Below are 24,949 nucleotides of genomic sequence, written 5' to 3' on the forward strand. Positions count from 1 at the left end.
CTCCTAGTTATCCATGATGTTTTTTAAATTACCAACTATTTCATCTGTCTTTTCTTCTATTTTTTTTAAATTTTTATAATTATGTAAATAATCTGCCGAAGAGTCATATCCAACCTTCTTAGCTCTTACATTCATTGTAGCTATCTCTACCATTGATGCTGCATTTCTTCCTGAAGATATATATAATTCTATTTTAGGAATATCTGTTTCTAAAATTTTTAATGTTTCTTCATTATAATCAGCTTGTGATATATATGCATTACTCTTTAATTCTTTTAACTCTATAATCATATCTATCTGTTTTTTATCTCTAACAGAGCCTAATCCATATAAAGTTTTTATATCAATAATTCCCAATCCTCTTATCTCCATAAAATATGGTATTTTATCCGCTGATCCTACTAATCTACCATCTGGATATTTTACAACCTTTACTGCATCATCAGCTATTAATCTGTGCCCTCTATGTATTAATTCTAGTGCCGTTTCACTTTTTCCTATCCCACTTTTTCCAACTAATAGTACTCCAAATCCAAAAACTTCTACAAGTACTCCATGCATTGTTAATGTTGGCGCAAAAAACTTTTCTAATAACTCTGTAATTTTTTCATGACTTTCAGAAATATTCTTTTCTGTTAATAATAAAATTTTATTATATCTTTTTATTGCATCACTAAAATATTCAGGAACCGTTTTTACTCCACTTATAACTATACATGGGAAATCATATGATAAATATTTAGAAAAGTATTCTTCTCTTTTTTCTTGTGCCATTCTATCTACATATTTTAATTCTGCTCCACTTAAGATTTGAATTCTATTTTTTCCAGTTTCTTCTAAAACATCAAAAAAACCTGTAAATTCTAATGCTGGCCTATGTAAATATTTTTTATATATCTTTTTATTTTCTAATAAGGATTCTCCATTTAGAACTTTTAATCCAATTTTATCTTTTAAATATTTAACAGTCATAAAATTTAACATTTTATCATCTCCATCATTTTTTCTTCTACTATTGTCTTTTATCAATTTATTTGTTTCTTCCATAAAATATATAGCAGAATGTTTACCAGTTTTTTTTAATCTTTCATTTATAGCTGCTGTTTCAACTATAATAGACAAGTTTCTCCCTTGCCTAACTGGAATTGTCAATTTTGGAACCTTTATACCTAATAAATACTGTGTCTCTTCTCCTAATCCTAATCTATCATAATATTTACCTTCTTGCCAATTTTCTAATTTTACAATTAAATCTATCTCTTTCGATTTTCTAGTTGCTCCTATTCCAAAATAATCTATAATATTTATCTCATTATTTTTAGTTAACCTAAAAAAATATTTTATATTACTTTCATCCGCTTCAGATAAAAATCCATTTTCTCCTATTATTGTATCATTTGAAATCTTTTTTACAACTAATAATTGGTCAGTTATAAACCTATGTCCTTTTCCCAATAATTCAATAGTTGTCCCTAATTTAGCAGCTTCTTCCCCATAAATTAAAATTCCTGTCCCAAACACTTCTAAAAATATAAATTTATTTAATATAATTTCAGGTGCCAACTCTTTTTCCAAATAATTTTTCAATTTTTTTATTATAGCTTCTAAAGATTTTTCAGTTTTTAAAATAGGTTTTGACGATATTTTTGCTATATCTAAAAAATCATTTTCCACTTTTATATTATCACCAACTATAACACAAGGAAACTCCCCGTTCATGTAATGGACTAAATTATATTTTCTTATCTCTTCATCTAAAGAATATAGATACCTCATCTCATCTTTTCCAAGTAAATGGATACATTTTTCACTTTCCGTCTCCATAACTGTTATATCTCCAGTTAATTCAATCCCTGGCTTATATAATTCTGACAATACTATTTCAGAATTCAATAGTTTTTCTCCTGTTAATACCTCTAAATCCAATTCATTTGCTAATTGTTCTAGGCTTACTACTTTTTCCATCTATTTTCATCTCCCTTATAAAAGGTCCTTGAAATCCTTTTTTATTTATTTCTTTTAAAATATTTTTTGCCTCTAACTTAGAGTTAATATTTTCTACAACAACTTTATAATACTTTTTATTATTTATCATTATACTTTTCAAAGAGGGATTAAATTCTTTCAAATCTTTTATATCCGTATTAGCTATATCTAATACGCTATATATTCCAATTTGTATGTAATATTTTTTTACCTTTTTATCGTTTTTGAAATTACTTTTTTCTATAACTCTTATTTTTTGCTTATCATCTTTTAAATTATAAAATTTATCATTTCTTATCTTTATTCCACTTATAAATTTTTCCATAAATTGATTTCTATTTTTAATTAAATTTGTATATCTCATATTAAAATCAACAAAAATTTGTATTAAAAAATAGATTATTAATAAAAATAAAATGAAATTTCTATATTGTTTAATTTTCCTATTTTTATTATTTTTCAATTAAATTCGCCCCTTTTTCACTTCTCCTATAAGATATAGTGAACCTGCAATAATAATTGCTTTTTTATCAAAATTCTCTTTTGCTACTTTTATTGCTTCGTTTATATCATCTATTTTTAAACTATTATCAAATTTCCCACTTCCAAGCTTATACATCTCTTCTTCTGATAATCCTCTGTCAACTGTCTTTAAAGATACAAAAATTGCTGTATCTGCAAATTTAGAAAATATATCTAATATCTCATTAACATCTTTATCTTTTAATATAGAGGTTATTACTAATATCTCTTCTCTTTTAAATTTTTTCAAAAGAGAGCGTTTTAATCCTAATGCTGCTGCTATATTGTGTGCTCCATCTAAAATTAGATATGGATTTTTTTCTATCACTTCAAATCTACCTGGCCATTTTACATTTTTTAGACCTTTTTTTATATCTTTTTTAGAAACCCCAATTTTTTTTAACGTTTCATATGCTAATAAAAAATTTTTACTTTGAAATTCTCCATAGAGTGGAATTTCATATATTTCATTATCTATATCTATTACAGTTGAAAATTTTTCATTATCAAACTCTACTTTATAATTATATTTTCCTATATTAACTCTGTTTACACTCTTTTTTTCTACTTCTTCAATTAACTCTTTGCAGTTTCCATAATAAATTACAGGAACATCTTTTTTTATTATTCCAGCTTTTTCTTTCGCTATTTCTCTTAAATTCTTTCCTAAATAGTTTGTATGATCAACTGTGACATTAGTTATAATTGATACTTCAGGAACAATTACATTTGTAGAATCATATTGTCCCCCCATTCCAGTTTCAATTATTCCCCAATCTATATTTTTTTTATCAAAATACAAAAACATAATAGCTGTTGTGACTTCAAAAAAAGTTGGTTGTATATTTAAACTCTTTATTGCTTTTTTCACTTCTAAAAAACACTCTACTAACTCTTCATCACTTATTTTTTTATTATTCACAGTAATTCTTTCATTAAAATCAACTAAATGAGGTGATGTATATTTACCAACATTATATCCAGATTCTATAAGAATAGTTTCCAGCATAGTTGCAACAGAACCTTTTCCATTTGTTCCTGCAATATGGATTTTTTTATAGTTATTTTCTATATTTCCTAGTTCATTCAATAATTTATCTATATTTTCCAATCCTAATTTTATACCAAATTTAGAATATGAATATAATTCATCTAATAGCTCTTCTTTTTTTAATAAGTTCATATATCTCTCCTGTGATTCCTATAATTAATAAAATCAATGACAAAACTGTAAAAACCACTTTATCATTTAATCCTGAAATAAGAAACCCTGTTAATACAGCTGACAATGCAAATGCTGCATTTGTTGCTGTTTGTAATGTAGCAAAAACTCTTCCTTGCATATTTTTAGGAACTACTGTCTGTAATATAGTTTCTGATAAAATTATAATAAAAGCTCCACCAAATCCAGCTAAAACTCCTATTCCTAATGCCATATATATATTTTCTATAAATGCAAATCCCGCTACAGACAGTCCAACTATTATAAATCCTAATTTAATAAAAACTACTTTTTTCACTCTATTTCCTATAAATCCTAAGAATACAGAGCCTAAAGCAATCCCTATTCCAAGAGATGTTTGAAGGTATCCAAGTCCTTCCACTCCCATTTGTAAAGTTTCATTAGAATATTTCACCAAAAATATATATGCAACTCCACCAGCTGACATAATTCCAACATACCTGAAAAATACAAAACTAGTTAAATCTTTATTTAAAATATATTTTATTCCCTCTTTTAATTCAGCTATAAAATTACTTTTAACATGCTTTGCTCTTTTTTCTACCTTATCTTTTTTTATAATCATTACTAATGAAAAAGATAATAAATATGTTAAAGCATCTATAAAAAATGCAAACAATATTCCAAATCTTCCTATTAAAAATCCTCCAAGTGCTCCACCAATAACTATAACTATTCTATTAGCAGAAGCCGAGAATGAATTTGCATAAACCAAATGCTCTTTAGAAACTATATGAGGCAAAAGTGCTGATTTTGCTGGTATAAAAAACTGTGTTATAAATGATATTAAAAAAGTAATTATATATATAATATTAACAAATCCTTTTTCTTCTACCACACTAATAGACAAAGTCCCTTTTTTATTAGTTTCTACTATTTTATTTTTCTTTTTTCCATACTTCGATTCTTGAAATTTAACCATTCCAATATATTTATTTCCATTTTTTTTCAAATATATTTTTTCATAATCTTCTAATCCTGTTGTAATAACAATTTTAACTTTATCTGAATTTATATTTTTTATAGGAACTCCTGTTATTACTAAGCTTCTATTAATTTTTTTTATCTCTATTTTCATATCATATTTTTCAGTTTTCACCTTATCATTACTTAATAAACTTTTTATTTCTGCTTTTTCTAATTTAAATTTATTATTTTGAATTTGAAATTTATATACTTCATTTTCCATTTTAACAAAATTTAATACATATAAAAGAAATAAAACTATTGTTAATGCTCTTGTAATATCTGATATAAGCATTATTCTTTTACGACTAAATCTATCTACAATCACTCCTGCGAATGGTCCTATTAATAAAATAGGCAACATTAGCCATACCATTAAAATAGATGTTCCTATTCCAGGTGCTATTACAGCTACAAAAGCCAAATTAGCCATCCAATTTATAGCATCACCTAATTGTGATATTATTTGTGAACTTATTAAAATTCCAAAATTTCTATCTTTTTTAAAAACATCAAAAAAGCTTTCTTTTCTCATTGTTTTAGCTCTCCATATTCTCTAACATTGACAATACTATATTTTTAGCATTTTTAGCTGCATCATTCACAAATGTTTTAAAATCAACCTTTGCAGAATGATCTGCTTTATCCGAAATGGCTCTTATTATTACAAAAGGTATATTATAAATATAACAAACTTGTGCAACTGAAGCTCCTTCCATTTCTACACAATCTCCATTAAAATTTTCTCTTAATTTATCTATTTTTTCTGATGAGCTCACAAATTGGTCTCCACTTAATATTCTCCCTATAATAGCTGAATGTTTTTTTATATTTATTTTTGCAGCTTTTTCTGCTATTTCAATTAATTTTTCATCACCTTTGAATATTGAAGTTTTCATTCTAGGTATTTCACCTAATTTTGCTCCAAAAGCAGTAGCATCTACATCATGTTGTATTAAATCTTTTGATATTACAACATCTCCAACTTCCAAATTATTATTAATAGCTCCTGCTACTCCAGTAAATATAATTTTATCTACATTAAATCTTTCTATTAAAATAGTTGTACACATTGCAGAATTAACTTTTCCTATACCACTTTCTACTAGCACAATCTCTTTTCCATTAATTTCACCAACAAAAAAACTCATATTAGCCGCAACTTCTTCTTTTGATAGTTTCATATTTGATTTTAGTTCAATAATTTCTTCATTCATTGCTCCAATTATTCCTATCATATTAATCCCTCCTAAAAAAACATGAGTCCTCTCAGAAAATCTATAGCTCTTGAAATATCTATAATGCTTAGGAACGTTTAAAAAATAATGTTCTCATATTTTGTTATAAAAACGCTTAAAACATTGCGTATTTTAAAGCAAAATGAGAATGTTATTTTTAAGCCATTCCTTAGTATTTTTGCACTATAACTATCTTCAATTTTCCCTTAAATTTCTCCTTCTGTTTTCAGATTTTCTCATCTATAAAAACATATTGCGTAAGTATTTTAATTTCTTACATTCACTCTAATCTCTCCCTGTAAGGGCAATTCATGAATTGCCCCTACAAAAGCCCCTATTCAAAGCATGACTTAAAAAATAAAAGGCGCTACTTAACGCCTTTTATTTTAAGAATACTTTCTACGAATCCTACAAAAAGAGGATGAGCTCTATTTGGTCTTGATTTAAACTCTGGATGAAATTGAGAAGCTACAAACCATGGATGTTCTTCTATTTCTACAATTTCTATTAATCTTCCATCAGGTGATGTACCTGTAAATTTCAACCCTGCTTTAATAAATTCTTCTCTAAATTCATTATTAAATTCATATCTATGTCTATGCCTTTCATAGATAAGGTCTTCATTATAATATTTAGAAGCATTACTCTCTTTTTCTAATTTACAAGGATATAATCCTAATCTCATTGTTCCGCCCATATCTTCCACTTCTCTTTGCTCCGGCAAAAGATCGATTACTGGATATTCTGTTTTCAAATTAAATTCTGTACTATTTGCCCCTTCATAACCTAAAACATTTTTAGCAAATTCTATTACTGCGCATTGCATTCCAAGACATATTCCAAAAAATGGCTTTTTATTTTCTCTTGCGTATTTTATAGCTTCTATTTTTCCATCTATTCCTCTATCTCCAAATCCTCCTGGAACTAATATTCCATCTACATTTTCTAAATCTTTAACATTTAATTCTTCAGCATTTAAATATGTAATATCAACTTCTGTTTCAAATTTAAATCCTGCATGTTCTAATGATTCGTTTATACTTATATAAGCATCTTTTAACTCTACATATTTTCCCACTACAGCTATTTTTATATTATTTTTTGGATTTTTTATTCTATCTACTAAATTTTTCCATTCAGTTAGAGCTGGTTTTTCAGTTCTTAATCCAAACTTTTCTACAACAATATCTGCTAATCCATTTTTTTCCATAATTAAAGGAACTTCATAAATTGATTTTGCATCAGGTGCTTCTATAACAGCTTTTTGTTCAATATCACAAAATAATGATATCTTTCTTCTAACTTCATCTGTTAATGGATGCTCTGTTCTACATACAATTATATTTGGTTGTATTCCTATTCCCATCATCTCTTTTACACTATGTTGAGTAGGCTTAGTTTTTAATTCTCCTGCTGCTTTTATATATGGAATCAAAGTTACATGTAAATATATTACATTTTCTTTTCCAACGTCATTTTTAAATTGTCTTATTGCTTCTAAAAATGGCAAACTTTCAATATCTCCTACTGTTCCACCAATTTCTGTAATTACTATATCGCTATCATTTTGTTTCCCTACTATCTCTATTCTACTTTTAATTTCATTAGTGATGTGTGGAATAACTTGTACAGTAGCTCCTAAATAAGCTCCTTTTCTTTCTTTGTTTAAAACTGACCAGTATATTTTTCCAGTGGTTACATTATTATGTTTACTTAAATTTTGGTCTATAAATCTCTCATAATGACCAATATCCAAATCTGTTTCTGCTCCATCATCTGTCACAAAAACTTCTCCATGTTGGTATGGACTCATTGTACCAGGATCAAGATTTATATAAGGGTCAAATTTTTGGATAGTTACTTTATATCCTCTTTCTTCTAATAATCTCCCTAAAGAAGAACCTGTTATCCCTTTACCTAATGATGAAACAACTCCACCAGTTACAAAAATATACTTTCTTTTTTTCATTTATACTCTCCTTTTATAATAAATTTTTATATTTAAAAAAATAAAAAAAGACGAACTTATCGCCATATACAAAATAAACTTTTTTTAATTATATCACAAAGAAAATTAAATTTCAATTAAAAAATAGGCTGCGCTTCATCTAGTAAAATATAAATGTTTTTCTAAAATTTTGGCTTCTGAAAAATTTTGCCTTGAAAAATCGTATATTTCAAAAAAACGGCATAGCTTATTTTCTAAATAAATTTATACTTTTCTAATAAATAAAAAAAGCACCCATAAAGAGTGCTTTTAAATATTATTAATTTTAAAATTTAATTAAAATTCTACTTTTACTGCTGTTGAGAATGTAGTTTTTGAATCTGTAGCTTTTCCATCTTTATCCTTCAATACTTTTGAACCAGTTTTTGTCATTTCAACACTATTTGAAATAGTTAATCCATTTACAACTACATCAAACCCTGCTCCTATTATACTTCTATCGCTATCTCCATCATAATATAATTTTTCTCCTAATTGTTTAAATGAAACATTTGTATTAGCTGTAACACCTTCTGATAAAGTTCCTAAATCATAAGCTGCCTTAGCGAACAATCCCATACCAGTTTTTTCAGTAACTTTTCCAGTAGTAGAATCTTTAACTTTATTAGTAACATTTAACATTTCTCCTGAAAGTGTTAAACTTCCCATTTTATAACTTCCTCTTGCATCAACTGCTGTTTTTGTAGCTTTTGTATCATTCATTGAGAACTCACCTGTAACAGATAAGTTTTCTACACCTGTATAAGTAGCTCCTGCTTTTAATCCCATTTTATCATCTTTTCCATCATTTGCAAAGTTTACAACCGCTGTTGTAGCTAATCCATCTACTAATGTTGCATTAACTTCTACTCCATGTGCATCTTGTGTATCTTTTGTACCTAATTCATCTCCTACACCAGTTCCTGCTTCAAATGGTTTCAAAGTTATATTTAAATCTTTTGAAGCTGTATATTTCAAATAAGTATCTCCACCTTCATCATCTGCAAATTTTAATCCAATAGTTGTATCTACATTTACTTTTACTGCTGCTTCAATTTTATCGTTTACTTGTTTTGTTAACGTTAATGATGCAACAGAATCATCCTTACTATCTTCATCAGTATTATATTCTGCCGTAACTTTTGTTGTTTCATCAAATTGTTTTGTTAAGTTCAATTTGAAATATTGATCTCCAGTTTGAGATAACATTTGTCCATCTCTTGTTGAATCCATATCAATTGCTGTGAATTCTACCTTTCCATTTACTGATGTTGTTGCTGGGTCTGCAAATACCATTCCTCCTACTAATAACATTCCTGCTAGTAAAACTGCTATTTTTTTCATACTACCTATCACACTCCTTTTTTTATTTTTATGCCTGATACTTTTTATTATCGTTACTTTTTTTAGTAACTTTAATGTTTTATATAATATAATATTATATATACTTTAAAAACTGCTTTGTTCTGTTTTCGGTGAAAGTTTAATCATAATAAGTTCCATTTTTAAACTTAGTTCCTAGAACAATATAATATAATTTGTCATATTTGTCAAGTACTTTTTTGATGAAAAAATAAGAATATATTAATATATTCTTATTTTTATTATGTTTTATTATTTTTTAATTGTTTTTGTTGCTAAGAATTTTTCCCAAACTCCCTCTTTTGTAAGAATTGATTTTACTGTTCTTGTAGGTTGAGCTCCATTTGATAAAAACTTCAATATCTCTTCCTCTTTTAAAGTAACAGCTGCAGGATTTTTTAAAGGATCATAAGTCCCTAAATAAGCAATAGCTTTCCCATCTCTTCTTGTTAATGCTTCCATAGCTACAATTCTATAAACTGGAAGTTTCTTTCTACCTAATCTTGTTAATCTTAATTTTACCATTTTGTTCCTCCTAATATATATTATTTATTTTCATAAATTTATATTTATGAATTTATTCTTTTTAAAAGGGCAACTTCATACCTGGAAATCCACCTTTCATACCTGGTAAACCTCCGCCACCAAACATTTTCATCATTTTTTTCATTTGTTCAAATTGTTTTAATAAATTATTTACAACTTGCACATTTGTTCCGCTACCTTTTGCTACCCTTTTTTTTCTACCTGCATTCATCAATTTAGGATTTTTTCTCTCTTCTTTTGTCATTGATTGAATAACTGCTTCTATTTTTTTCATCTCTTTTTCAGCTGGTGCCAAGTCTCCTAATTGATTAGCTCCCGGTATCATCTGAAGAAGTTTTGTTATTGGTCCTAATTTTTTTATTTGATTTAATTGTTTTAAAAAATCTTCTAAATCAAAAGTTTGTTTTTTTATTTTTTCTTCTAATTCTCTTGCTTCATCTTCATTTATAGTTTCTTGTGCTTTTTCTACTAATGAAACTACATCTCCCATCCCAAGTATTCTAGATACTAATCTATCAGGATGAAAAAGTTCTATATCATCAAGTTTTTCTCCAACACCTATAAATTTTATTGGTTTTCCTACTACTGCTTTTATTGATAAAGCAGCTCCTCCTCTTGCATCTCCATCTAATTTAGTTAATACTACTCCATCTATATTTAAAGTTTCATTAAATTTCTTTGCTACATTAACAGCATCTTGCCCTGTCATTGCATCTACTACAAGTAGAATTTCTTGTGGCTTTATAATTTTTCTTATATTTTTTAATTCTTCCATAAGATTTTCATCAATATGAAGTCTTCCTGCTGTATCAAATATAGCATATGTCGCATTTTCTTCTTTTGCTTTTGCTAATCCTTTAGTACATATCTCCACTGCATCTTTACTACCTTCTATTGTAAATACAGGTGTATCTATACTTTCTCCTAAAACTTGCAACTGTTTCATAGCTGCAGGTCTATATACATCCGCTCCAATTAAATAAGGTTTTTCATTTTTCTTTTTTAAAAATTTGGCTAATTTTGCTGCAAAAGTTGTTTTTCCTGCACCTTGTAATCCAGCTAACATAATTACTGTTGGTGGTCTTAATGCTTTAGTTAATCTAGCATTTGTCCCACCTAACAATTCTATTAGTTCATCATTAACTATTTTTACAAATTGTTGCCCTGGATTTATACCTTTTAATACATCTTCTCCAACTGATTTTTCTTTTATTTTATTTATAAACTCTTTTACAACTTTATAATTTACATCAGCTTCTAATAATGAAAGTCTAACTTCTTTTAAAGCATCTTTTATATTCTTTTCGCTTAATTTACCGTTTCCTTTAATTTTTTTAAATATATCTTGAAAACGATTTCCTAAATTATTTAACATTTTTTCACCCCATTATACAGAAAATTCATTTATGATCTCTTCTAATTCGATTATATTATATTTATTATTAATTTTCTGTAATTCATTTTTTATTCGTTTTTCTTTATTCCGAAATTTTAATTTTTCTTCATATTCATACAATACTTTTATTCCACGTTTTATATTTTCATATACAGCCTGTCTGCTAATGCTATATTTATTTGCAATTTCACTTAATGAATAATCTTCTTCAAAATGTTCTATCATATATTTTTTTTGTTTTTCACTAAGTAAATTTTTATAATACTGCAATAATATAGATGTCTCAAAAAAATCTTCTAATTCCATTTCATCACCTTGTCAATTATATTATATTTACAAAGCTTTGTCAAGTGATTTTTATTTACACTTTTCACTATAATAAAAAAAACACAACTTATCAATATTCTAAGCAAATAAATTTCATTTGTATTAATATTTGTTAAGTTGTGATTATAATTTATTTTGAATTTGCTATAGCTTTTAATAATTTTTTGTCAAAAGTTGCTATTTCATATCCAGCTTCGAATGAATAAGCATACAATAAACAATCTACAAAATCAAGTTTTTTCTCAGAAAAAAGTTTCAAAGCTTTTTTTACTACTTCTTCTTTTTCTAATTCTACACTCCTATTGCTAAAAAAATCAACCAATCCTTGCATTATATTAACTCTGTTAACTTTATATAGTTTTTCCAAAACATAAATAACTTCCGCAATTACTTCATTAAAAATTAAAATATCATTGTTTTCTATTATATTTTCAGCTTCCCTTAAATGTTCTTCATGATCTTCCAATAAATATCTCAAAATAATATTTGCATCAACTATTTTCAAATTTAATCACCGCTGTTTCTTCCCAAACTTTCTTTTCTCTTTTTATCAATTCCACATTAGAGTACATTTTAAAAACACCTTTTCCTTTTAGTTGCTTAAAATTTTCATTTTCTTTAGGTTCAATTTTAATATCTTCTACATTTTTTAATTTTTCCAAAATAACGTTCCATTCTTTAACAGGAATAATAATATTATCTGAATACTTCTCTGTATGAATAATGAACATTTTAATCACTCCCTTATATGAATAATATGTTATAGCAATTTTAAAAAATTAAGTCCCAAAATATTAACTTAGGAACGGCTTAAAAATAACCTTCTGATTTTGTTATAAAATACGCAACGATTCAAGCGTCTTTACAACAAAATATATAAACTTATTTTTTAAACATTCCCTCTCTCTATAATCAATCGCATATCTCCTGTTTTTTAATTATATTTCTCTAATAAAAATATTTTGATCTCTATTTGGTCCAACTGATACCATTGAAATTTTTGCTCCTACAACTTCTTCTATTTTAGCTATATATTTTTTAGCATTTTCTGGTAATGCATCATAACTTTTTATTTTACTTATATCTTCTGCCCATCCATTTAATTCTTCATATACAGGCACGGCTTTTTCTATTTTTCCAAGTGATGCTGGAACTGTTTTGTATACTTTTCCATCTATTTCATAACCTGTTGCAATTTTTATTGTATCTAATCCACTTAATACATCTATTTTTGTCAACACTATATCTGTCAATCCATTTATAATTACAGAATATCTTCCTACAACACCATCAAACCATCCACATCTTCTTGGTCTACCTGTAGTTGCTCCATATTCTCCACCAGTTTTTCTTAATTTTTCTCCCATTTCATCATCTAATTCACTAGGAAAAGGCCCTGCTCCAACTCTTGTTGTATACGCTTTCATAACTCCTATTATTTTGTCTATTCTAGTAGGAGCAGCTCCAGTCCCAACAGGTGCTCCTGCTGATGTTGGCGATGATGACGTTACATATGGATAAGTTCCATAATTAATATCAAGCATTGTAGCTTGTGCCCCTTCAAATAACACCATTTTATTTTCATCCAAAGCATCATTTACAATTGGAATATTGTCAATTATTCTATCTTTTAATTGAGATGCATATCCTTTGTATTCTTCAAATATCTCTTCAAAATCAAGACTATTTACACCATATACTTTTTCAAAAAACATATTTTTTTCTTTTACATTTTCATATAATCTGTCTTTAAAATAATCTAATTCAAGTAAATCTCCAACTCTCATACCTATTCTAGAAATTTTATCTCCATATGCTGGACCAATTCCACGTTTAGTTGTTCCTATTTTATTTTTTCCTCTTAAATCTTCTTTGACCTCATCTATTGTAATATGATATGGCATAATAAGATGAGCTCTGTCACTAACATATAATTTTTCCGTATTAATTCCTTTTGATTCTAAAAGTTCAATCTCTTCTAATAATACTTTTGGATCTACTACAACTCCAGGCCCAATAATACAATCTCCATTTCCATTTAAAATACCAGATGGAATCAAATGCAAAATAAATTTCTCATCATTAATAACAACTGTATGCCCAGCGTTATTTCCTCCTTGATATCTTATTATTACATCTGCTTTTTCTGCTAACACATCAATAATCTTACCTTTACCTTCGTCTCCCCATTGCGTACCAACCACTACATAACCTGCCATTTTTTTACACCTCTTTCTCTATTTCTATATAATTAATCTTCATACCTTTTTTCAAAAACATATCTTCAAATTCTGTAGATACATTTTCTTTTGCCCTGTCGCTAGAATGTAAATCCTCTGTATTAAACACTATTTTATATCCTTTAATATCTTTCATTAATTCCAATACATCCATATAATATCCTTTATGATCTGTTTTAAAAAATATTTTTCCACCTTTTTTCATTATCACATCTAAATTATCAAAAAGCCCTTGTTGAATCATTCTATTTTTTCTTTGTTTCTCTTTTTCCCATGGATCTGGAAAATTAATATATAATCCACTTATTTCACTTTTTCCTAAAAATTCTAAAATTTCTTCTCCTCTTCTTCTCAAAAGAAGAACATTTTTCAAATTTCTTTTTTTACACTTTTGGGCTGCTAAAACTAATCTTTTGAATTTAATTTCAATACCTATAAAGTTTTTATCTTTTACTTTTTCTCCAGATCTAGCTATAAAATTTCCTGCTCCTGAACCAATTTCCAAATATATTGGATTATCATTTTTAAAATATTCTTTCCAGCTTCCTTTATATAAATTCATTTTTTCTTTTTCATACATAATATAATCTTTATAATTTTTCATTCGCTCTATATAAGGATTTAGAAATTTCTTTTCTTTCTCAAAAAAATTTTGCCACACAATATTCTCCTTTCAAAATCATATTACTATATACTATCTAACAAAAACAACTCCTAATTTTATATTATTTTTCAAATTATGTCAATTAAATTATTATATACATTCTTTAAATTTTCACTGTTTTCTTTAAAAAATATATCTATTTCATCTTTTTTTATATTTTTTTCTATATTTTCATTTGTTATTTCATCTATTTTTTCTTTAAATTCATCTTTATTTTTCACCATATATCCTATGCCTCTTTTTTCTATTTCTAATGCTATCTCTTTAACATTCTGTATATATTTTCCAAAAATTGGAGTTTTTCTATAAAAAAGTGGTTCTAGCAAACTATGTCCACCTACGTTTGTTAATGTACCTCCTACAAAAGTTATGTCTGCTAGTTGATATAATTTTCGTAACTCTCCAATTTTATCAACTAATATTATATCTGGTGTTTTTACTACTTTACTATCACTATATTTTACATAATTAAAATTTTTTAACAGCTCTTTTTCAATTTTTTCACATCTGTCTATATGTCTTGGAACTAAAAAAACAGTTGTATTTTTCAACTCCTTATAAATATCTAATATAATTTCTTCTTCTGTATCGTGCGTACTCCCACAAACAAAATTTTTTCTATCTTTCAATTTAAACTTCTCTTTAATTTCTTTTATAACATTTTCATTATATTTTTCTAAATCTATATTAAATTTTATATTTCCTATTGTCTTTATATTTTTAGAATCAGCTCCTAATTCTTCTATTCTGCTAGAATCTAATTTTGTCTGCATCATAAGCAATGTTATTTTATTCAATCTATTTTTTAATAACAGCTTAATTTTTAAGTATCTTTTATAACTTTTATCTGAAATTCTTCCATTTACCAATACAATTTTAGTTTTTTTATATACAATATCTATTAAATTAAACCAAATCTCTGTTTCAATTAAAACAACTAATTTTACATTAATTTTATTTAAAATTTTCTTTATTGTTTTTACATTATCTAATGGAAAATATTTTATCACTACTCTTTTATTTTTTAAATATTTCTTTTTTGCCATTTCCATTCCTGTATCTGTAAATATTGTCAATAAAATTTTATAATCTGTATCTGATAAAAATTTATTAATTAAAGGCTCCGACAAATTAACTTCTCCAACTGATGACATATGAATCCAAATGTAATCGTCCGACATTAAATCATCAAAATTTTCTTTAACCCTTTTTTTGAAAAAATCTGGATTAAATAAATATCCTATTAAAATTAAAATAACTCTTAAAATATTATATATATATATCATTAAAAACTCCTACTCATTTCCTAGAAAATATTTAAAAAACAGCTTTCTCATATTTTGCTATTTTTAAGCCATTCCTATACTATTTTTAATCTGTTCCTAAATTAATTAATACAACTGACAAAAATATTAATGTCCCACCAATAATTACATTTAACTTTAATAATTCTCCTAAAAAAATTATACTTAATATTGCTGCAACAAAAATTCTACTAGAAGATAATATACTACCACCTAATGCACTTATATATTTATATCCTTCCGTTATAAAAAATTGCCCTAAAAATGATACTGCTCCAACTGAAACCAACAACAGTAACTCATACACTGAAGGAATCTTAAAAAACCACACAAAACTAAAAAATGTGATTACAAGACCTATTTTCATTAAATAATATAATATTGTAAAAGATTCATCTGTTAATCTAGCTTTTCTTAATGATATAATTGCAAATCCTGCAACAACTCCACCTAATATACCTGTTATATCTCCTAATCCCACCTCTTTAAAATTAAATCCAACTACTAAATATGTCCCAATAAGTGCTAATAATACAATAAAAGCTTTTTTTAATGTTAATTTTTCATCTAAAAAAAATGGAGCAAATATTGCTACAAAAATTGGATATGTCAAATTATATATATTTGCTTTTGTAACTGTGGAAAGCTGTATTGTTACAAAAAATAAAATTACAGCTAAAGTATTTAATATTGCTCTTGCCCACAATGCTTTTTTATTTACAGGAACAATCTTTTTTTTCTTAATAGATTTTATAGAATATATAATTATAAAACCAATTAAAAATCTAAAAAATGTAACCTCTACTCCTGGAATATTATTATTTTTAGTTATTAATTTTACTATTAACGTCATAAATGAAAAGAATAATACTGATATAAAAACTAAAAAATATCCTTTGAATTTTGTGTTTAATTTCATAATTTCTCCCTTTGCCTAAAATAAATTTATAAAAATTTTTAAATAATAAAAACCCGCTAAAGCGGGTTTTTATTATTTATGGTTTACTTTATCAGCTAATTTTTTACCAACTTTAAATTTAACAGCTTTTTTTGCAGGTATAGTTATTTCTTCACCAGTTCTAGGATTTCTTCCTTTTCTTTCAGCATTTTGTCTTACTTCAAAAGTTCCCCAACCAACAAATTGAACTCCTTCTCCTGCTACTAATGCTTCTTCTACAACTTCAAGAAATGCGTCTGCCATTTCCCCTGCTTTTCTTTTGCTTTCTCCTACTTTTTCTGCATACTTTTCAATAAAATCTTTTTTTGTCATCTTTTATTACCTCCTTTTATTTTACACTTCTAACATCTTAAAAATAATCCTACAAACTATTATATTTAAGGCATCGAAGAGAACGTCTACTCTATGTATTATACATATTTTTTAAAATTTGTCTAGCTTTTTTTTAAAAATCTATATTTTTTATAAATTTTCTTTTAAAATTATCACTGTTGGCTAAGTCAATATATTCAATTTTTTGGTGAAATTCATCATAAAATTTTTCATCTATTTCTCCTGTTATATATCTATAAAGCCCTGATATTACTAGGTTATCGACAATTTTTATTTTATCTAACTCAATATTCGGCATTAACCCTATTTTTATTAACCCTTTTTTATCTAAGTTTTTTCCAAAATTTCCTGTAATTATAATTTTTTTTATTTTATCATAGTTATTTTCCATCATATCAATTGCACTTCTTATTGACGATTTTGCCATCTGTATCTCTCTAATATCATTTTGTGATATATAAATATCTTCTGTTAAATAAAATTTTTGCTCTTTTAATCTTCTATTTAAAAATGGATAATATCTGTTTTTAGATTTTATATTTCCATCTTTTCCAATAGTTTCTGTGTAAATTAACTCTCTAAGAAGAGCTATTACTCCACTACCACAAATTCCTTTTAACGGTTTATCTCCTATTGTTTGTATTTCCACTTTTTCATCTATTCTAATATCACTTAATGCACCTAACGTAGCTCTCATTCCGCAGCTAAGAGATGCTCCTTCAAATGCAGGACCAGCAGCAGTTGATGTAACATAAAATTTCCCATCTCTAATTAACACTATTTCTCCATTTGTACCTATGTCAACTATAACTATATTATCCATATCTTCTTTTTTATTATAATATCCCATAATAACTGCATACGTATCTCCACCAACATAACCTGCAATGTTAGGCATTACCTCTATTCCAGTCACATTAAGACCTATTTCTAGCCCTTTAAGAGCTTTTTTTTCTGTAAATGCAGGTGCATATGGTGGTGTTATTAAACTTTTAGGAGAAATTCCTAAAAAAATATGCTGCATAGTGGAATTTCCTGCTAAAACAAGTTTTTCTATATTACCTATAAGTTCTCTGTTTAATCTATCTATTAAAATCTTTTGAATCTCTCTTAATTTTTCTTTACTTTCTACAGCGTATAATATTCTTGAAATAACATCTGCTCCATATATTATTTGTGGATTAAAAAATTTTTTCTCTCCTACTTTTTCAAAATTTTCTTTATTATAAAAATTCATTTCAATAGTTGTAGTTCCTAAATCAACTGTGCAAATTAACTTTTTATTATCTATTTCTAATAATGATTTTTCATAAAACTCTTCTTTTTCTATAATTTCTATTTCTACTTTATCTTTAAATTCTGTCATACAAGCTAATCTTATTCCATTCTCAATCTCTTTTTCTGATAATAAAAGTTTTTCATTTTTACTTATATCATTAAATTTTCCATTTAAAATTTTAATTTTACATTTACCACAAGTACCATTTCCACCACAAGGGGCATTAATCTCATAATTTGATTTCATTATATTTTTTAATATATTTTTTCCATTTTCTTCATATAATTTAACCATTTTATTCTATTACCTCATTTAAAAATACTAATTTTATCCCATTTTCTTTTATATATGGAATCATATTCTCCAATGCTTCCTCTGTAATTTTATTATAATGTCCTATAGCCACTAATTTCCCATATTTTTTAGTTTTTTCAACTGCTAATTTTATTCTTTTTTCTATATATTCTACATTTTTTTCATTATCTAAAAATATAGAACAATAATATGTTTTTATATTTAACTCTTTTGCAGTTTTGTATCCTACACTTTTAGAAGTAGTCCTACTATCAATATAATACATATTTTTTTCTTTTACATATTCTAATAATTCTTCCATTTTTTCTTTATTTGATGTAAATTTAGACCCCATATGGTTATTAAAACCTTTTGCACCACCAATATTTTCTAATCCCTTTTCAAATCTATTTATTATCTCTTTTTTTGTCATAGTTGTTCTAATTAAATCTTTTGTCCTTTTGTTCAAATATTCACTTCCTAAGCTTTCCATTGGCATATGCAAAATAACATTATATCCATTTTTTCTCAAATAAGAAGTTGCTTTTTTAGAATCTCTTAAAAATGGAATCGTTGCAAAATTTAATTTTTCCTTTATATTTGAAAATTTATAAGCAGTAGATAAATTTTCTCCTACATCATCTATTAATATCGCTAATTTATTTACTTTTATCCAATTTATTTTTATCTTAAAAGCTATAATATCCCCATTAAAAAAATTAATTATATTTTTATTTTTTGCATCTCTTTTTTCTTTTAAAACTTTTAAATCAAACCTGAATTCTGGAATTTCATCCTCTTCTATAAAAACAGTTACACTTTTATCTTTTAATTCAAATTTATAATTTGAATTTATAATTTCATTTTTTATATTTTTTATATCGCTTACTATTTCATTAGACTTTTCATTTGAAATATAATTATTATATTCATAATAAACAAATATTCCTAAAATAATAATCGCTAAAACTATAATAAATTTTTTCATATTCTTCATTTCTCCTTACGATAATCAATATATTCTAACAACATTATTATCATTAAATTAATTCCAAGTATCCAAACCATTCCAGAAATTGTACCTTTTCCTACTGTAAAATTTCCTCTTGCAATCAATTCTCCACAAAAAATTCCAATTAAGCCTGAAATTATTAAAAAATAACGCCTTCCCTTTAAATAAAAATATTTAATTCCAATATATAAATAAATTTCCAAAAATAAGATTATATGATAAATAGAAATATAGAAACCGTTTAAAAACTTAATATCCATAAATAAAAATAGTAAATCTAAAATAAAAATTATTATTATCCACATAACTCTATCCTACGACAATCTTGTCTATTATCATTTTATTTATCAACCCTAAAATCTCATTTTTTATATGTTCTATTTTTCTATCAGTTGTATCTATTTCAATGGCGTCCAAAGCTTTTACAAGTGGACTATTTTCTCTTTCTGTATCCATTTTATCCCTCTTTTTTATCTCTTCTAATACTGTTTCTATTTCTATTCCTATTCCTTGTTTTTTGTAATCCAACAATCTCCTTTTGGCTCTTTCTAATGCTGTTGCATTTAAAAATATTTTTAAATTTGCATTAGGGAATACAACTGTTCCTATATCTCTTCCATCTAATATAACTCTTTTACCTTTTGATATTTCTCTTTGCATTCTTACCATTTCTTCTCTTATTAATTTTACAGTTGCTACTTTTGATACAAAATTTGATACTTCTCTTCCTCTTATTTCATCACTTACATCTTTTTTATCCAAAATAATATTTTTATCTTTTATATCCAAGATTGTATTTTTTAACATATTTTCAATTTCATCTAAATTAGATAAATCTATTTTATTTTGTATTACTTTTAAAGAAATAGCTCTATACATAGCTCCTGTATCCAAATACACAAATCCTAATTCATCTGATAATAATTTTGCTATTGTACTTTTTCCACTTCCAGCCGGTCCATCTATCGCCACAATAAATTCCATTTTATATCCTCCCAACAACTGATATCCATCCATCTTCTTCCATTATATCTATTATCTCAAATCCTACTCTTTTCATTTTTGAAATTACTAATTCTTTTTGTTCTAATATTATCCCAGAAGTAATAAATAGACCGCCACTTTTTATAACTTTTGTTATATCATCGAGCAAATCCATAATCACTTTTGCCAATATATTAGAAACAACTATATCAAATTTATTTTCACATACTGCTTCTAATAAATCGCCTTTTTTTATTGTAAATTTATCTTTTAAAACACCATTTAATAACAAATTCTCTTCTGCTGCTTTTATAGCTTCTTCATCAATATCTGTACCATATAAAGAACCAGCACCAAGCTTATCTCCGGCAATCATAAGTATTCCAGAACCTGTCCCTATATCTAATAAACTATCCCCTGATTTTATATACTTCTCCAACATTTTCACACATAGAAAAGTTGTTGGATGAGTTCCTGTCCCAAAAGCAAGCCCTGGATCTATTTCAATTATAATTTCATCTTCATCTTTTTTTTCGTAATCTTTCCAAGTTGGTTTTACAACTATTCTTTCTCCTATTTTTTCTGGAAAAAAATATTTTTTCCAAACATTTTGCCAATCTTTTTCATCCACTTCTCCATAGAAAATTTGAAAAATAAAATTCTCTTTTTCTGAAATTTCTGTTAATTTTTCTTCAAAAACTATCTTTTTATCTTCCAAATATATATTCATAGGAAAATATCCAATAATAGAATAATTATTTCTAAAAAAATTATGTTCATTTGAATAATAATCAAGAGGATTTTTTTCCATTGGTTCATCTATTTGCAAATCCCTAACTCCAAAATCATAAAATATATTCATAATTTTATCTTTTGTAGCTTCAATATTATCTGAATCAAACATTACCTCTACTTGTTCCCATTTCATATATTTTACTCCTTATTTTAATAATATCTTAAAAGCAAATCACCCAATTTAACAATAAAAAGTTCAAGATTATTTTTTTAAATCTGAAATTTCTTTTTCACTTAATCCTGTTATCTTTACTATTGTTTCTAAATCCAATCCATTTTTTAATGCTTCTTTAGCTATTTTTTCAATTCCTTCTTTTTTTCCTTCTTCTCTTCCCTCTTTTTTCCCCTCTGCTCTTCCTGCTTCAATCCCTTTTTTAAATCCTTTTTTCTCAGCTGTTTTTATTGCAGCTTCTTCATCTCTTAACCATTTTAATCTTGCTTCATAGCTTTCTCGCTCTTCATAATTTAATGACATATCTTCTAACAGTTCTACTGCTTTTTTTATACTTTCTACTTCTGCTAACTCTTTTGGTAATCTGTTTTTATCATATCCTTCTGCTTTTTTTAAAAAATTTACCCATCTATCTAACATTGTACTCATTTTCTCATCATACTTTTCTAATTCTATAAAATGTATCTCTAAATGATCTATAAATTCTTTTCCACTTTCACTATTTATTATCTTATATATATTATGATATTCTTCTTCATCTAAACATCTAAAATTTAATATATTTATACTTATGGTTTTCTTTAAATTATCATAATTTACTCCAGCTGATAGTTGCCCGGAATATAGTCTTGCCCAATAATATAACGCTCTCTTATCAAAATATTCTTGATCGATAACCTGCATCTCTATATTATACCATTGCCCTCTTTGATCAATTGCCTTTATATCTAAAATAGATAACTTATCATTTCTAAAGTTTTTATCATTATAAGGATTTTTTAATTCTAATTCTTTCACTTGATCTTCTTCTGATACAATTGAATTTATCAAATCTATTAATAATTTTTTATTTGACTCTGTCCCAAATAGTTTCTTAAATGCAAAATCTACTCTTGGATTTATCCTACACATATATTTTACCTCCCTCTCTTCTACATTACAAGGCAATTATAACATATTTTAAAAAATTTATCTTAATCTTTTATTATTACAGAATGTTTTCTTTCACTTTCTAAAGTTTCAGGATAATCTATTCTATAATGTCCTCCTCTACTTTCTTTCCTATTTAAAGCGGCTTCTGTTATAAGATAGGCAACTGTCAATATATTTAATAATTCTATCCCTTTTACTACATCTTCTCTTTTAAATTTATACTGTTTTATATATTCAACTATATTCCCAATTTCATTTAAACTATCTTTTAGACTTTTTTCTTCTCTTCTAATCCCTACTTTTTCCCACATTAATTCTTCTATATTTTCTTTTATTTTTTCTATCTCTTCACTAGAAATCTCTTTTTTAGAATTTATATTAAATTTTATCCCTTTCATTTCTATTTTAATTTTTTCTCTTTCTTTTAAAGCAATTTCTCCTGCTCTTTTTCCAAATACTAACCCTTCTAATAAAGAATTACTTGCAAGCCTATTTGCTCCATGTACTCCTGTTCTTGCAGCTTCTCCTACAGCATAAATTTCTTTTTTATTTGTTTTACCGTTTATATCTGTTGATATTCCACCCATTATATAATGTGCTGCTGGGCTTACTGGAATATAATCTTTTGCTATATCAATATTATATTCCATACAAAATTCTGTAATTCTCGGAAATCTTTTATATAAATAATCTTTATCTAAATTTGTCATATCCAAATATACACATTCGCTATTTGTTTTTTCCATTTCTGTTAAAATAGATCTGCTAACTACATCTCTTGGAGCAAGTTCTTTTTTTGAATCATATTTTGCCATAAATCTTTCTCCATTTATATTTCTTAAAATTCCTCCTTCACCTCTTAATGATTCAGATATAAGAAATCTAGGTGCACCTTTTTTATAAAATGTTGTTGGATGAAATTGTACAAACTCTATATCCGATAATTCAACTTTATTTCTATATGCAATTGCTAATCCATCTCCAGTTGCTACATCTGGATTGCTTGTATTTTTATATACTTTTCCAATACTTCCAGTTGCAAATATAATACCTTTAAAAGAAAAAAGTTTCATTTCATCTTTTTTTATATCATGAACTAGGCAACTATTTTTATCTATAATATCTAATAAAAAATTATATTCCAATATTTCTATATTTTTTTGTTTTTTTACCTCTTCTGTTAACGCTCTTTCTATTTCAGCACCAGTTGTATCTCCAGCATGTAAAATTCTAAATTTAGAATGTGCAGCTTCTCTTGTTAGATTAATTTCCCCTTTATCATTCTTATCAAAATTCGTATTGATATTTATTAACTCTTTTACTCTTAAAGGCCCCTCTTCTACCAATACATCTACAGCCTTTTCTATACACAGTCCTGCTCCTGCATATAGCGTATCTTGCTTATGTAGTTCAAAAGTATCATCTTCAGAAAAAACAACAGCAACTCCACCTTGTGCATAATTAGTATTTGTTTCTATCATTTCACTTTTTGTTATTAATGTTACTTTTGATTTTTTAGATATTTCTAATGCAGCTCTAAGGCCTGATATTCCAGTTCCTATAACAATAAACTCCTTTTTTTCTACTTCTATCTTTTCTATATCTACGAAATTTATTGGATTTAGCTCATCTATTATTCTCATTTATTATATTCTCCTTTTAAATTAGACAAAAATTTATAATCAGTTAAATCTAAATTTATTGGAGTAACTGATATATAATTTGATTTCACAACATTAAAATCATAATTTGGATCATCTCCTGTTTCGCATACTTCTCCACCTAACCAATAATACTTATCTCCTCTTGGATCATCTCTTTCTATAAAATTATCTATATATTTTCTATCTCCTTGTTTTGTATATTTATACCCTAATATATCTTCAAATTTTAGATCAGGAACATTAATATTAAGTAATGATTCTTTTGGAAATTCTAATTCATCTATTTCCTCTAAAAATTTAACTAAAAATTTCCCAGCAGTTTCATAATTTGGATTTTCACTTGGTTTATATAATGATACTGCAATTGATCTAACCCCACTTAAAGCTCCCTCTGCTGCTGCTGACACAGTTCCTGAATAAAGTACATCAGTTCCTAAATTTTCGCCTCTATTTATTCCTGAAATTATCATATCTATTTTTTTATCTTTAAAAACTCCCCAATATCCTAACTTTATACAATCAGAAGGTTTCCCATCTACAGCATATCCAAAATGAATATTGTTTTTATTTATTTTCTGTAATCTTAATGGCCTATGAAGTGTTACTCCATGCCCTGTTCCACTTTCCTCTTTTGCTGGTGCAATAACATATACATTATGTCCTGCTTCTTTTAAACAATCGTGTAATACCTCTATCCCTTTTGCATGAATTCCATCATCATTTGATATTAGAATATTCATATTT

At 26.3% G+C, this 24,949-nt stretch carries 25 protein-coding genes; all 25 read right to left on the minus strand.

What is annotated here, in order from left to right; all coding sequences use genetic code 11:
* Nucleotides 1–3 precede the first annotated feature (3 nt).
* A complete protein-coding gene (gene hprK / locus RDY08_RS07910) occupies nt 4–1,965 on the minus strand; it encodes an HPr(Ser) kinase/phosphatase (RefSeq protein ID WP_307903830.1) in 1,962 nt (653 codons plus the stop codon).
* Nucleotides 1,928–2,449: an SPOR domain-containing protein gene (locus tag RDY08_RS07915; protein WP_307903831.1), complete on the minus strand. Its 522-nt coding sequence runs from the start codon at nt 2,447–2,449 to the stop codon at nt 1,928–1,930. Before RDY08_RS07915 ends, hprK begins: the two co-directional genes overlap by 38 nt.
* A complete protein-coding gene (locus RDY08_RS07920; RefSeq protein WP_307903832.1) occupies nt 2,450–3,691 on the minus strand; it encodes a bifunctional folylpolyglutamate synthase/dihydrofolate synthase in 1,242 nt (413 codons plus the stop codon).
* Nucleotides 3,657–5,252 (minus strand): MFS transporter, encoded by a 1,596-nt coding sequence (locus RDY08_RS07925; protein ID WP_307903833.1) that lies wholly within the window; start codon nt 5,250–5,252, stop codon nt 3,657–3,659. The genes RDY08_RS07920 and RDY08_RS07925 overlap by 35 nt, the downstream gene beginning before the upstream one ends.
* A gap of 4 nt (nt 5,253–5,256) precedes the next feature.
* The gene (locus RDY08_RS07930) at nt 5,257–5,955 is read right to left on the minus strand and encodes a 5'-methylthioadenosine/adenosylhomocysteine nucleosidase (RefSeq protein ID WP_307903834.1); all 699 of its coding nucleotides are present in this window, start codon (nt 5,953–5,955) and stop codon (nt 5,257–5,259) included.
* A 367-nt stretch (nt 5,956–6,322) separates the two neighbouring features.
* Nucleotides 6,323–7,924 (minus strand): CTP synthase, encoded by a 1,602-nt coding sequence (gene pyrG / locus RDY08_RS07935; RefSeq protein ID WP_307903835.1) that lies wholly within the window; start codon nt 7,922–7,924, stop codon nt 6,323–6,325.
* Between the two features lie 315 nt (nt 7,925–8,239).
* On the minus strand, nt 8,240–9,286 hold the full coding sequence (locus RDY08_RS07940; protein WP_307903836.1) for a hypothetical protein: 1,047 nt from the start codon (nt 9,284–9,286) through the stop codon (nt 8,240–8,242).
* Nucleotides 9,287–9,556: 270 nt separating this feature from the next.
* Nucleotides 9,557–9,829: a 30S ribosomal protein S16 gene (rpsP, locus tag RDY08_RS07945; protein WP_307903837.1), complete on the minus strand. Its 273-nt coding sequence runs from the start codon at nt 9,827–9,829 to the stop codon at nt 9,557–9,559.
* A 61-nt stretch (nt 9,830–9,890) separates the two neighbouring features.
* Nucleotides 9,891–11,225, minus strand: coding sequence for a signal recognition particle protein (gene ffh, locus RDY08_RS07950; RefSeq protein ID WP_307903838.1), 1,335 nt, complete (start codon nt 11,223–11,225; stop codon nt 9,891–9,893).
* Between the two features lie 12 nt (nt 11,226–11,237).
* Nucleotides 11,238–11,552: a YlxM family DNA-binding protein gene (ylxM, locus tag RDY08_RS07955; protein ID WP_307903839.1), complete on the minus strand. Its 315-nt coding sequence runs from the start codon at nt 11,550–11,552 to the stop codon at nt 11,238–11,240.
* A 151-nt stretch (nt 11,553–11,703) separates the two neighbouring features.
* Nucleotides 11,704–12,078 (minus strand): type II toxin-antitoxin system VapC family toxin, encoded by a 375-nt coding sequence (locus RDY08_RS07960; protein WP_307903840.1) that lies wholly within the window; start codon nt 12,076–12,078, stop codon nt 11,704–11,706.
* On the minus strand, nt 12,065–12,304 hold the full coding sequence (locus RDY08_RS07965; RefSeq protein WP_307903841.1) for a hypothetical protein: 240 nt from the start codon (nt 12,302–12,304) through the stop codon (nt 12,065–12,067). Before RDY08_RS07965 ends, RDY08_RS07960 begins: the two co-directional genes overlap by 14 nt.
* 207 nt (nt 12,305–12,511) lie before the next feature.
* Nucleotides 12,512–13,792 carry an adenylosuccinate synthase gene (locus tag RDY08_RS07970; RefSeq protein WP_307903842.1) on the minus strand — a complete coding sequence of 427 codons (1,281 nt, stop codon included), beginning with the start codon at nt 13,790–13,792 and terminating at the stop codon, nt 12,512–12,514.
* A gap of 4 nt (nt 13,793–13,796) precedes the next feature.
* Nucleotides 13,797–14,474, minus strand: coding sequence for a tRNA (guanosine(46)-N7)-methyltransferase TrmB (gene trmB / locus RDY08_RS07975; protein WP_307903843.1), 678 nt, complete (start codon nt 14,472–14,474; stop codon nt 13,797–13,799).
* A 71-nt stretch (nt 14,475–14,545) separates the two neighbouring features.
* Nucleotides 14,546–15,763 carry a 3-deoxy-D-manno-octulosonic acid transferase gene (locus tag RDY08_RS07980; RefSeq protein WP_307903844.1) on the minus strand — a complete coding sequence of 406 codons (1,218 nt, stop codon included), beginning with the start codon at nt 15,761–15,763 and terminating at the stop codon, nt 14,546–14,548.
* 85 nt (nt 15,764–15,848) lie between these two features.
* Nucleotides 15,849–16,700 carry a DMT family transporter gene (locus RDY08_RS07985; protein ID WP_307903845.1) on the minus strand — a complete coding sequence of 284 codons (852 nt, stop codon included), beginning with the start codon at nt 16,698–16,700 and terminating at the stop codon, nt 15,849–15,851.
* Between the two features lie 72 nt (nt 16,701–16,772).
* Nucleotides 16,773–17,051, minus strand: coding sequence for an HU family DNA-binding protein (locus RDY08_RS07990; protein WP_307903846.1), 279 nt, complete (start codon nt 17,049–17,051; stop codon nt 16,773–16,775).
* 133 nt (nt 17,052–17,184) lie between these two features.
* Nucleotides 17,185–18,645 carry an ASKHA domain-containing protein gene (locus tag RDY08_RS07995; RefSeq protein WP_307903847.1) on the minus strand — a complete coding sequence of 487 codons (1,461 nt, stop codon included), beginning with the start codon at nt 18,643–18,645 and terminating at the stop codon, nt 17,185–17,187.
* A 1-nt stretch (nt 18,646) separates the two neighbouring features.
* On the minus strand, nt 18,647–19,633 hold the full coding sequence (locus tag RDY08_RS08000; RefSeq protein ID WP_307903848.1) for a divergent polysaccharide deacetylase family protein: 987 nt from the start codon (nt 19,631–19,633) through the stop codon (nt 18,647–18,649).
* Between the two features lie 5 nt (nt 19,634–19,638).
* Nucleotides 19,639–19,962 (minus strand): hypothetical protein, encoded by a 324-nt coding sequence (locus tag RDY08_RS08005; RefSeq protein WP_307903849.1) that lies wholly within the window; start codon nt 19,960–19,962, stop codon nt 19,639–19,641.
* A 4-nt stretch (nt 19,963–19,966) separates the two neighbouring features.
* Nucleotides 19,967–20,641, minus strand: a complete 675-nt coding sequence (cmk, locus tag RDY08_RS08010) for a (d)CMP kinase (protein WP_307903850.1) — start codon at nt 20,639–20,641, stop codon at nt 19,967–19,969.
* A gap of 1 nt (nt 20,642) precedes the next feature.
* Nucleotides 20,643–21,569, minus strand: coding sequence for a 50S ribosomal protein L11 methyltransferase (gene prmA / locus RDY08_RS08015; RefSeq protein WP_307903851.1), 927 nt, complete (start codon nt 21,567–21,569; stop codon nt 20,643–20,645).
* 69 nt (nt 21,570–21,638) lie between these two features.
* Complete coding sequence (locus tag RDY08_RS08020; RefSeq protein WP_307903852.1) at nt 21,639–22,520, minus strand: Rpn family recombination-promoting nuclease/putative transposase; 882 nt, start codon at nt 22,518–22,520, stop codon at nt 21,639–21,641.
* 62 nt (nt 22,521–22,582) lie between these two features.
* The gene (nadB, locus tag RDY08_RS08025) at nt 22,583–24,184 is read right to left on the minus strand and encodes an L-aspartate oxidase (protein WP_307903853.1); all 1,602 of its coding nucleotides are present in this window, start codon (nt 24,182–24,184) and stop codon (nt 22,583–22,585) included.
* A complete protein-coding gene (surE, locus tag RDY08_RS08030; RefSeq protein ID WP_307903854.1) occupies nt 24,181–24,945 on the minus strand; it encodes a 5'/3'-nucleotidase SurE in 765 nt (254 codons plus the stop codon). Before surE ends, nadB begins: the two co-directional genes overlap by 4 nt.
* Nucleotides 24,946–24,949: the final 4 nt, after the last annotated feature.

Source organism: Haliovirga abyssi, from assembly GCF_030295325.1.
GTDB lineage: Bacteria > Fusobacteriota > Fusobacteriia > Fusobacteriales > Haliovirgaceae > Haliovirga > Haliovirga abyssi.

Coding starts and splice junctions, on each gene's coding strand:
- RDY08_RS07920 (WP_307903832.1), bottom strand. CDS start 3,691: ATGAACTTATTAAAAAAAGAAGAGCTATTAGATGAATTATATTCATAT.
- RDY08_RS07965 (WP_307903841.1), bottom strand. CDS start 12,304: ATGTTCATTATTCATACAGAGAAGTATTCAGATAATATTATTATTCCT.
- RDY08_RS08005 (WP_307903849.1), bottom strand. CDS start 19,962: ATGTGGATAATAATAATTTTTATTTTAGATTTACTATTTTTATTTATG.
- cmk (WP_307903850.1), bottom strand. CDS start 20,641: ATGGAATTTATTGTGGCGATAGATGGACCGGCTGGAAGTGGAAAAAGT.
- prmA (WP_307903851.1), bottom strand. CDS start 21,569: ATGAAATGGGAACAAGTAGAGGTAATGTTTGATTCAGATAATATTGAA.
- RDY08_RS07970 (WP_307903842.1), bottom strand. CDS start 13,792: ATGGCAGGTTATGTAGTGGTTGGTACGCAATGGGGAGACGAAGGTAAA.
- RDY08_RS08020 (WP_307903852.1), bottom strand. CDS start 22,520: ATGTGTAGGATAAATCCAAGAGTAGATTTTGCATTTAAGAAACTATTT.
- RDY08_RS07985 (WP_307903845.1), bottom strand. CDS start 16,700: ATGAAATTAAACACAAAATTCAAAGGATATTTTTTAGTTTTTATATCA.
- RDY08_RS07995 (WP_307903847.1), bottom strand. CDS start 18,645: ATGGTTAAATTATATGAAGAAAATGGAAAAAATATATTAAAAAATATA.
- nadB (WP_307903853.1), bottom strand. CDS start 24,184: ATGAGAATAATAGATGAGCTAAATCCAATAAATTTCGTAGATATAGAA.
- hprK (WP_307903830.1), bottom strand. CDS start 1,965: ATGGAAAAAGTAGTAAGCCTAGAACAATTAGCAAATGAATTGGATTTA.
- RDY08_RS07990 (WP_307903846.1), bottom strand. CDS start 17,051: ATGACAAAAAAAGATTTTATTGAAAAGTATGCAGAAAAAGTAGGAGAA.
- surE (WP_307903854.1), bottom strand. CDS start 24,945: ATGAATATTCTAATATCAAATGATGATGGAATTCATGCAAAAGGGATA.
- RDY08_RS08000 (WP_307903848.1), bottom strand. CDS start 19,633: ATGAAAAAATTTATTATAGTTTTAGCGATTATTATTTTAGGAATATTT.
- RDY08_RS07940 (WP_307903836.1), bottom strand. CDS start 9,286: ATGAAAAAAATAGCAGTTTTACTAGCAGGAATGTTATTAGTAGGAGGA.
- RDY08_RS07930 (WP_307903834.1), bottom strand. CDS start 5,955: ATGATAGGAATAATTGGAGCAATGAATGAAGAAATTATTGAACTAAAA.
- pyrG (WP_307903835.1), bottom strand. CDS start 7,924: ATGAAAAAAAGAAAGTATATTTTTGTAACTGGTGGAGTTGTTTCATCA.
- RDY08_RS07980 (WP_307903844.1), bottom strand. CDS start 15,763: ATGATATATATATATAATATTTTAAGAGTTATTTTAATTTTAATAGGA.
- ylxM (WP_307903839.1), bottom strand. CDS start 11,552: ATGGAATTAGAAGATTTTTTTGAGACATCTATATTATTGCAGTATTAT.
- rpsP (WP_307903837.1), bottom strand. CDS start 9,829: ATGGTAAAATTAAGATTAACAAGATTAGGTAGAAAGAAACTTCCAGTT.
- ffh (WP_307903838.1), bottom strand. CDS start 11,225: ATGTTAAATAATTTAGGAAATCGTTTTCAAGATATATTTAAAAAAATT.
- RDY08_RS07925 (WP_307903833.1), bottom strand. CDS start 5,252: ATGAGAAAAGAAAGCTTTTTTGATGTTTTTAAAAAAGATAGAAATTTT.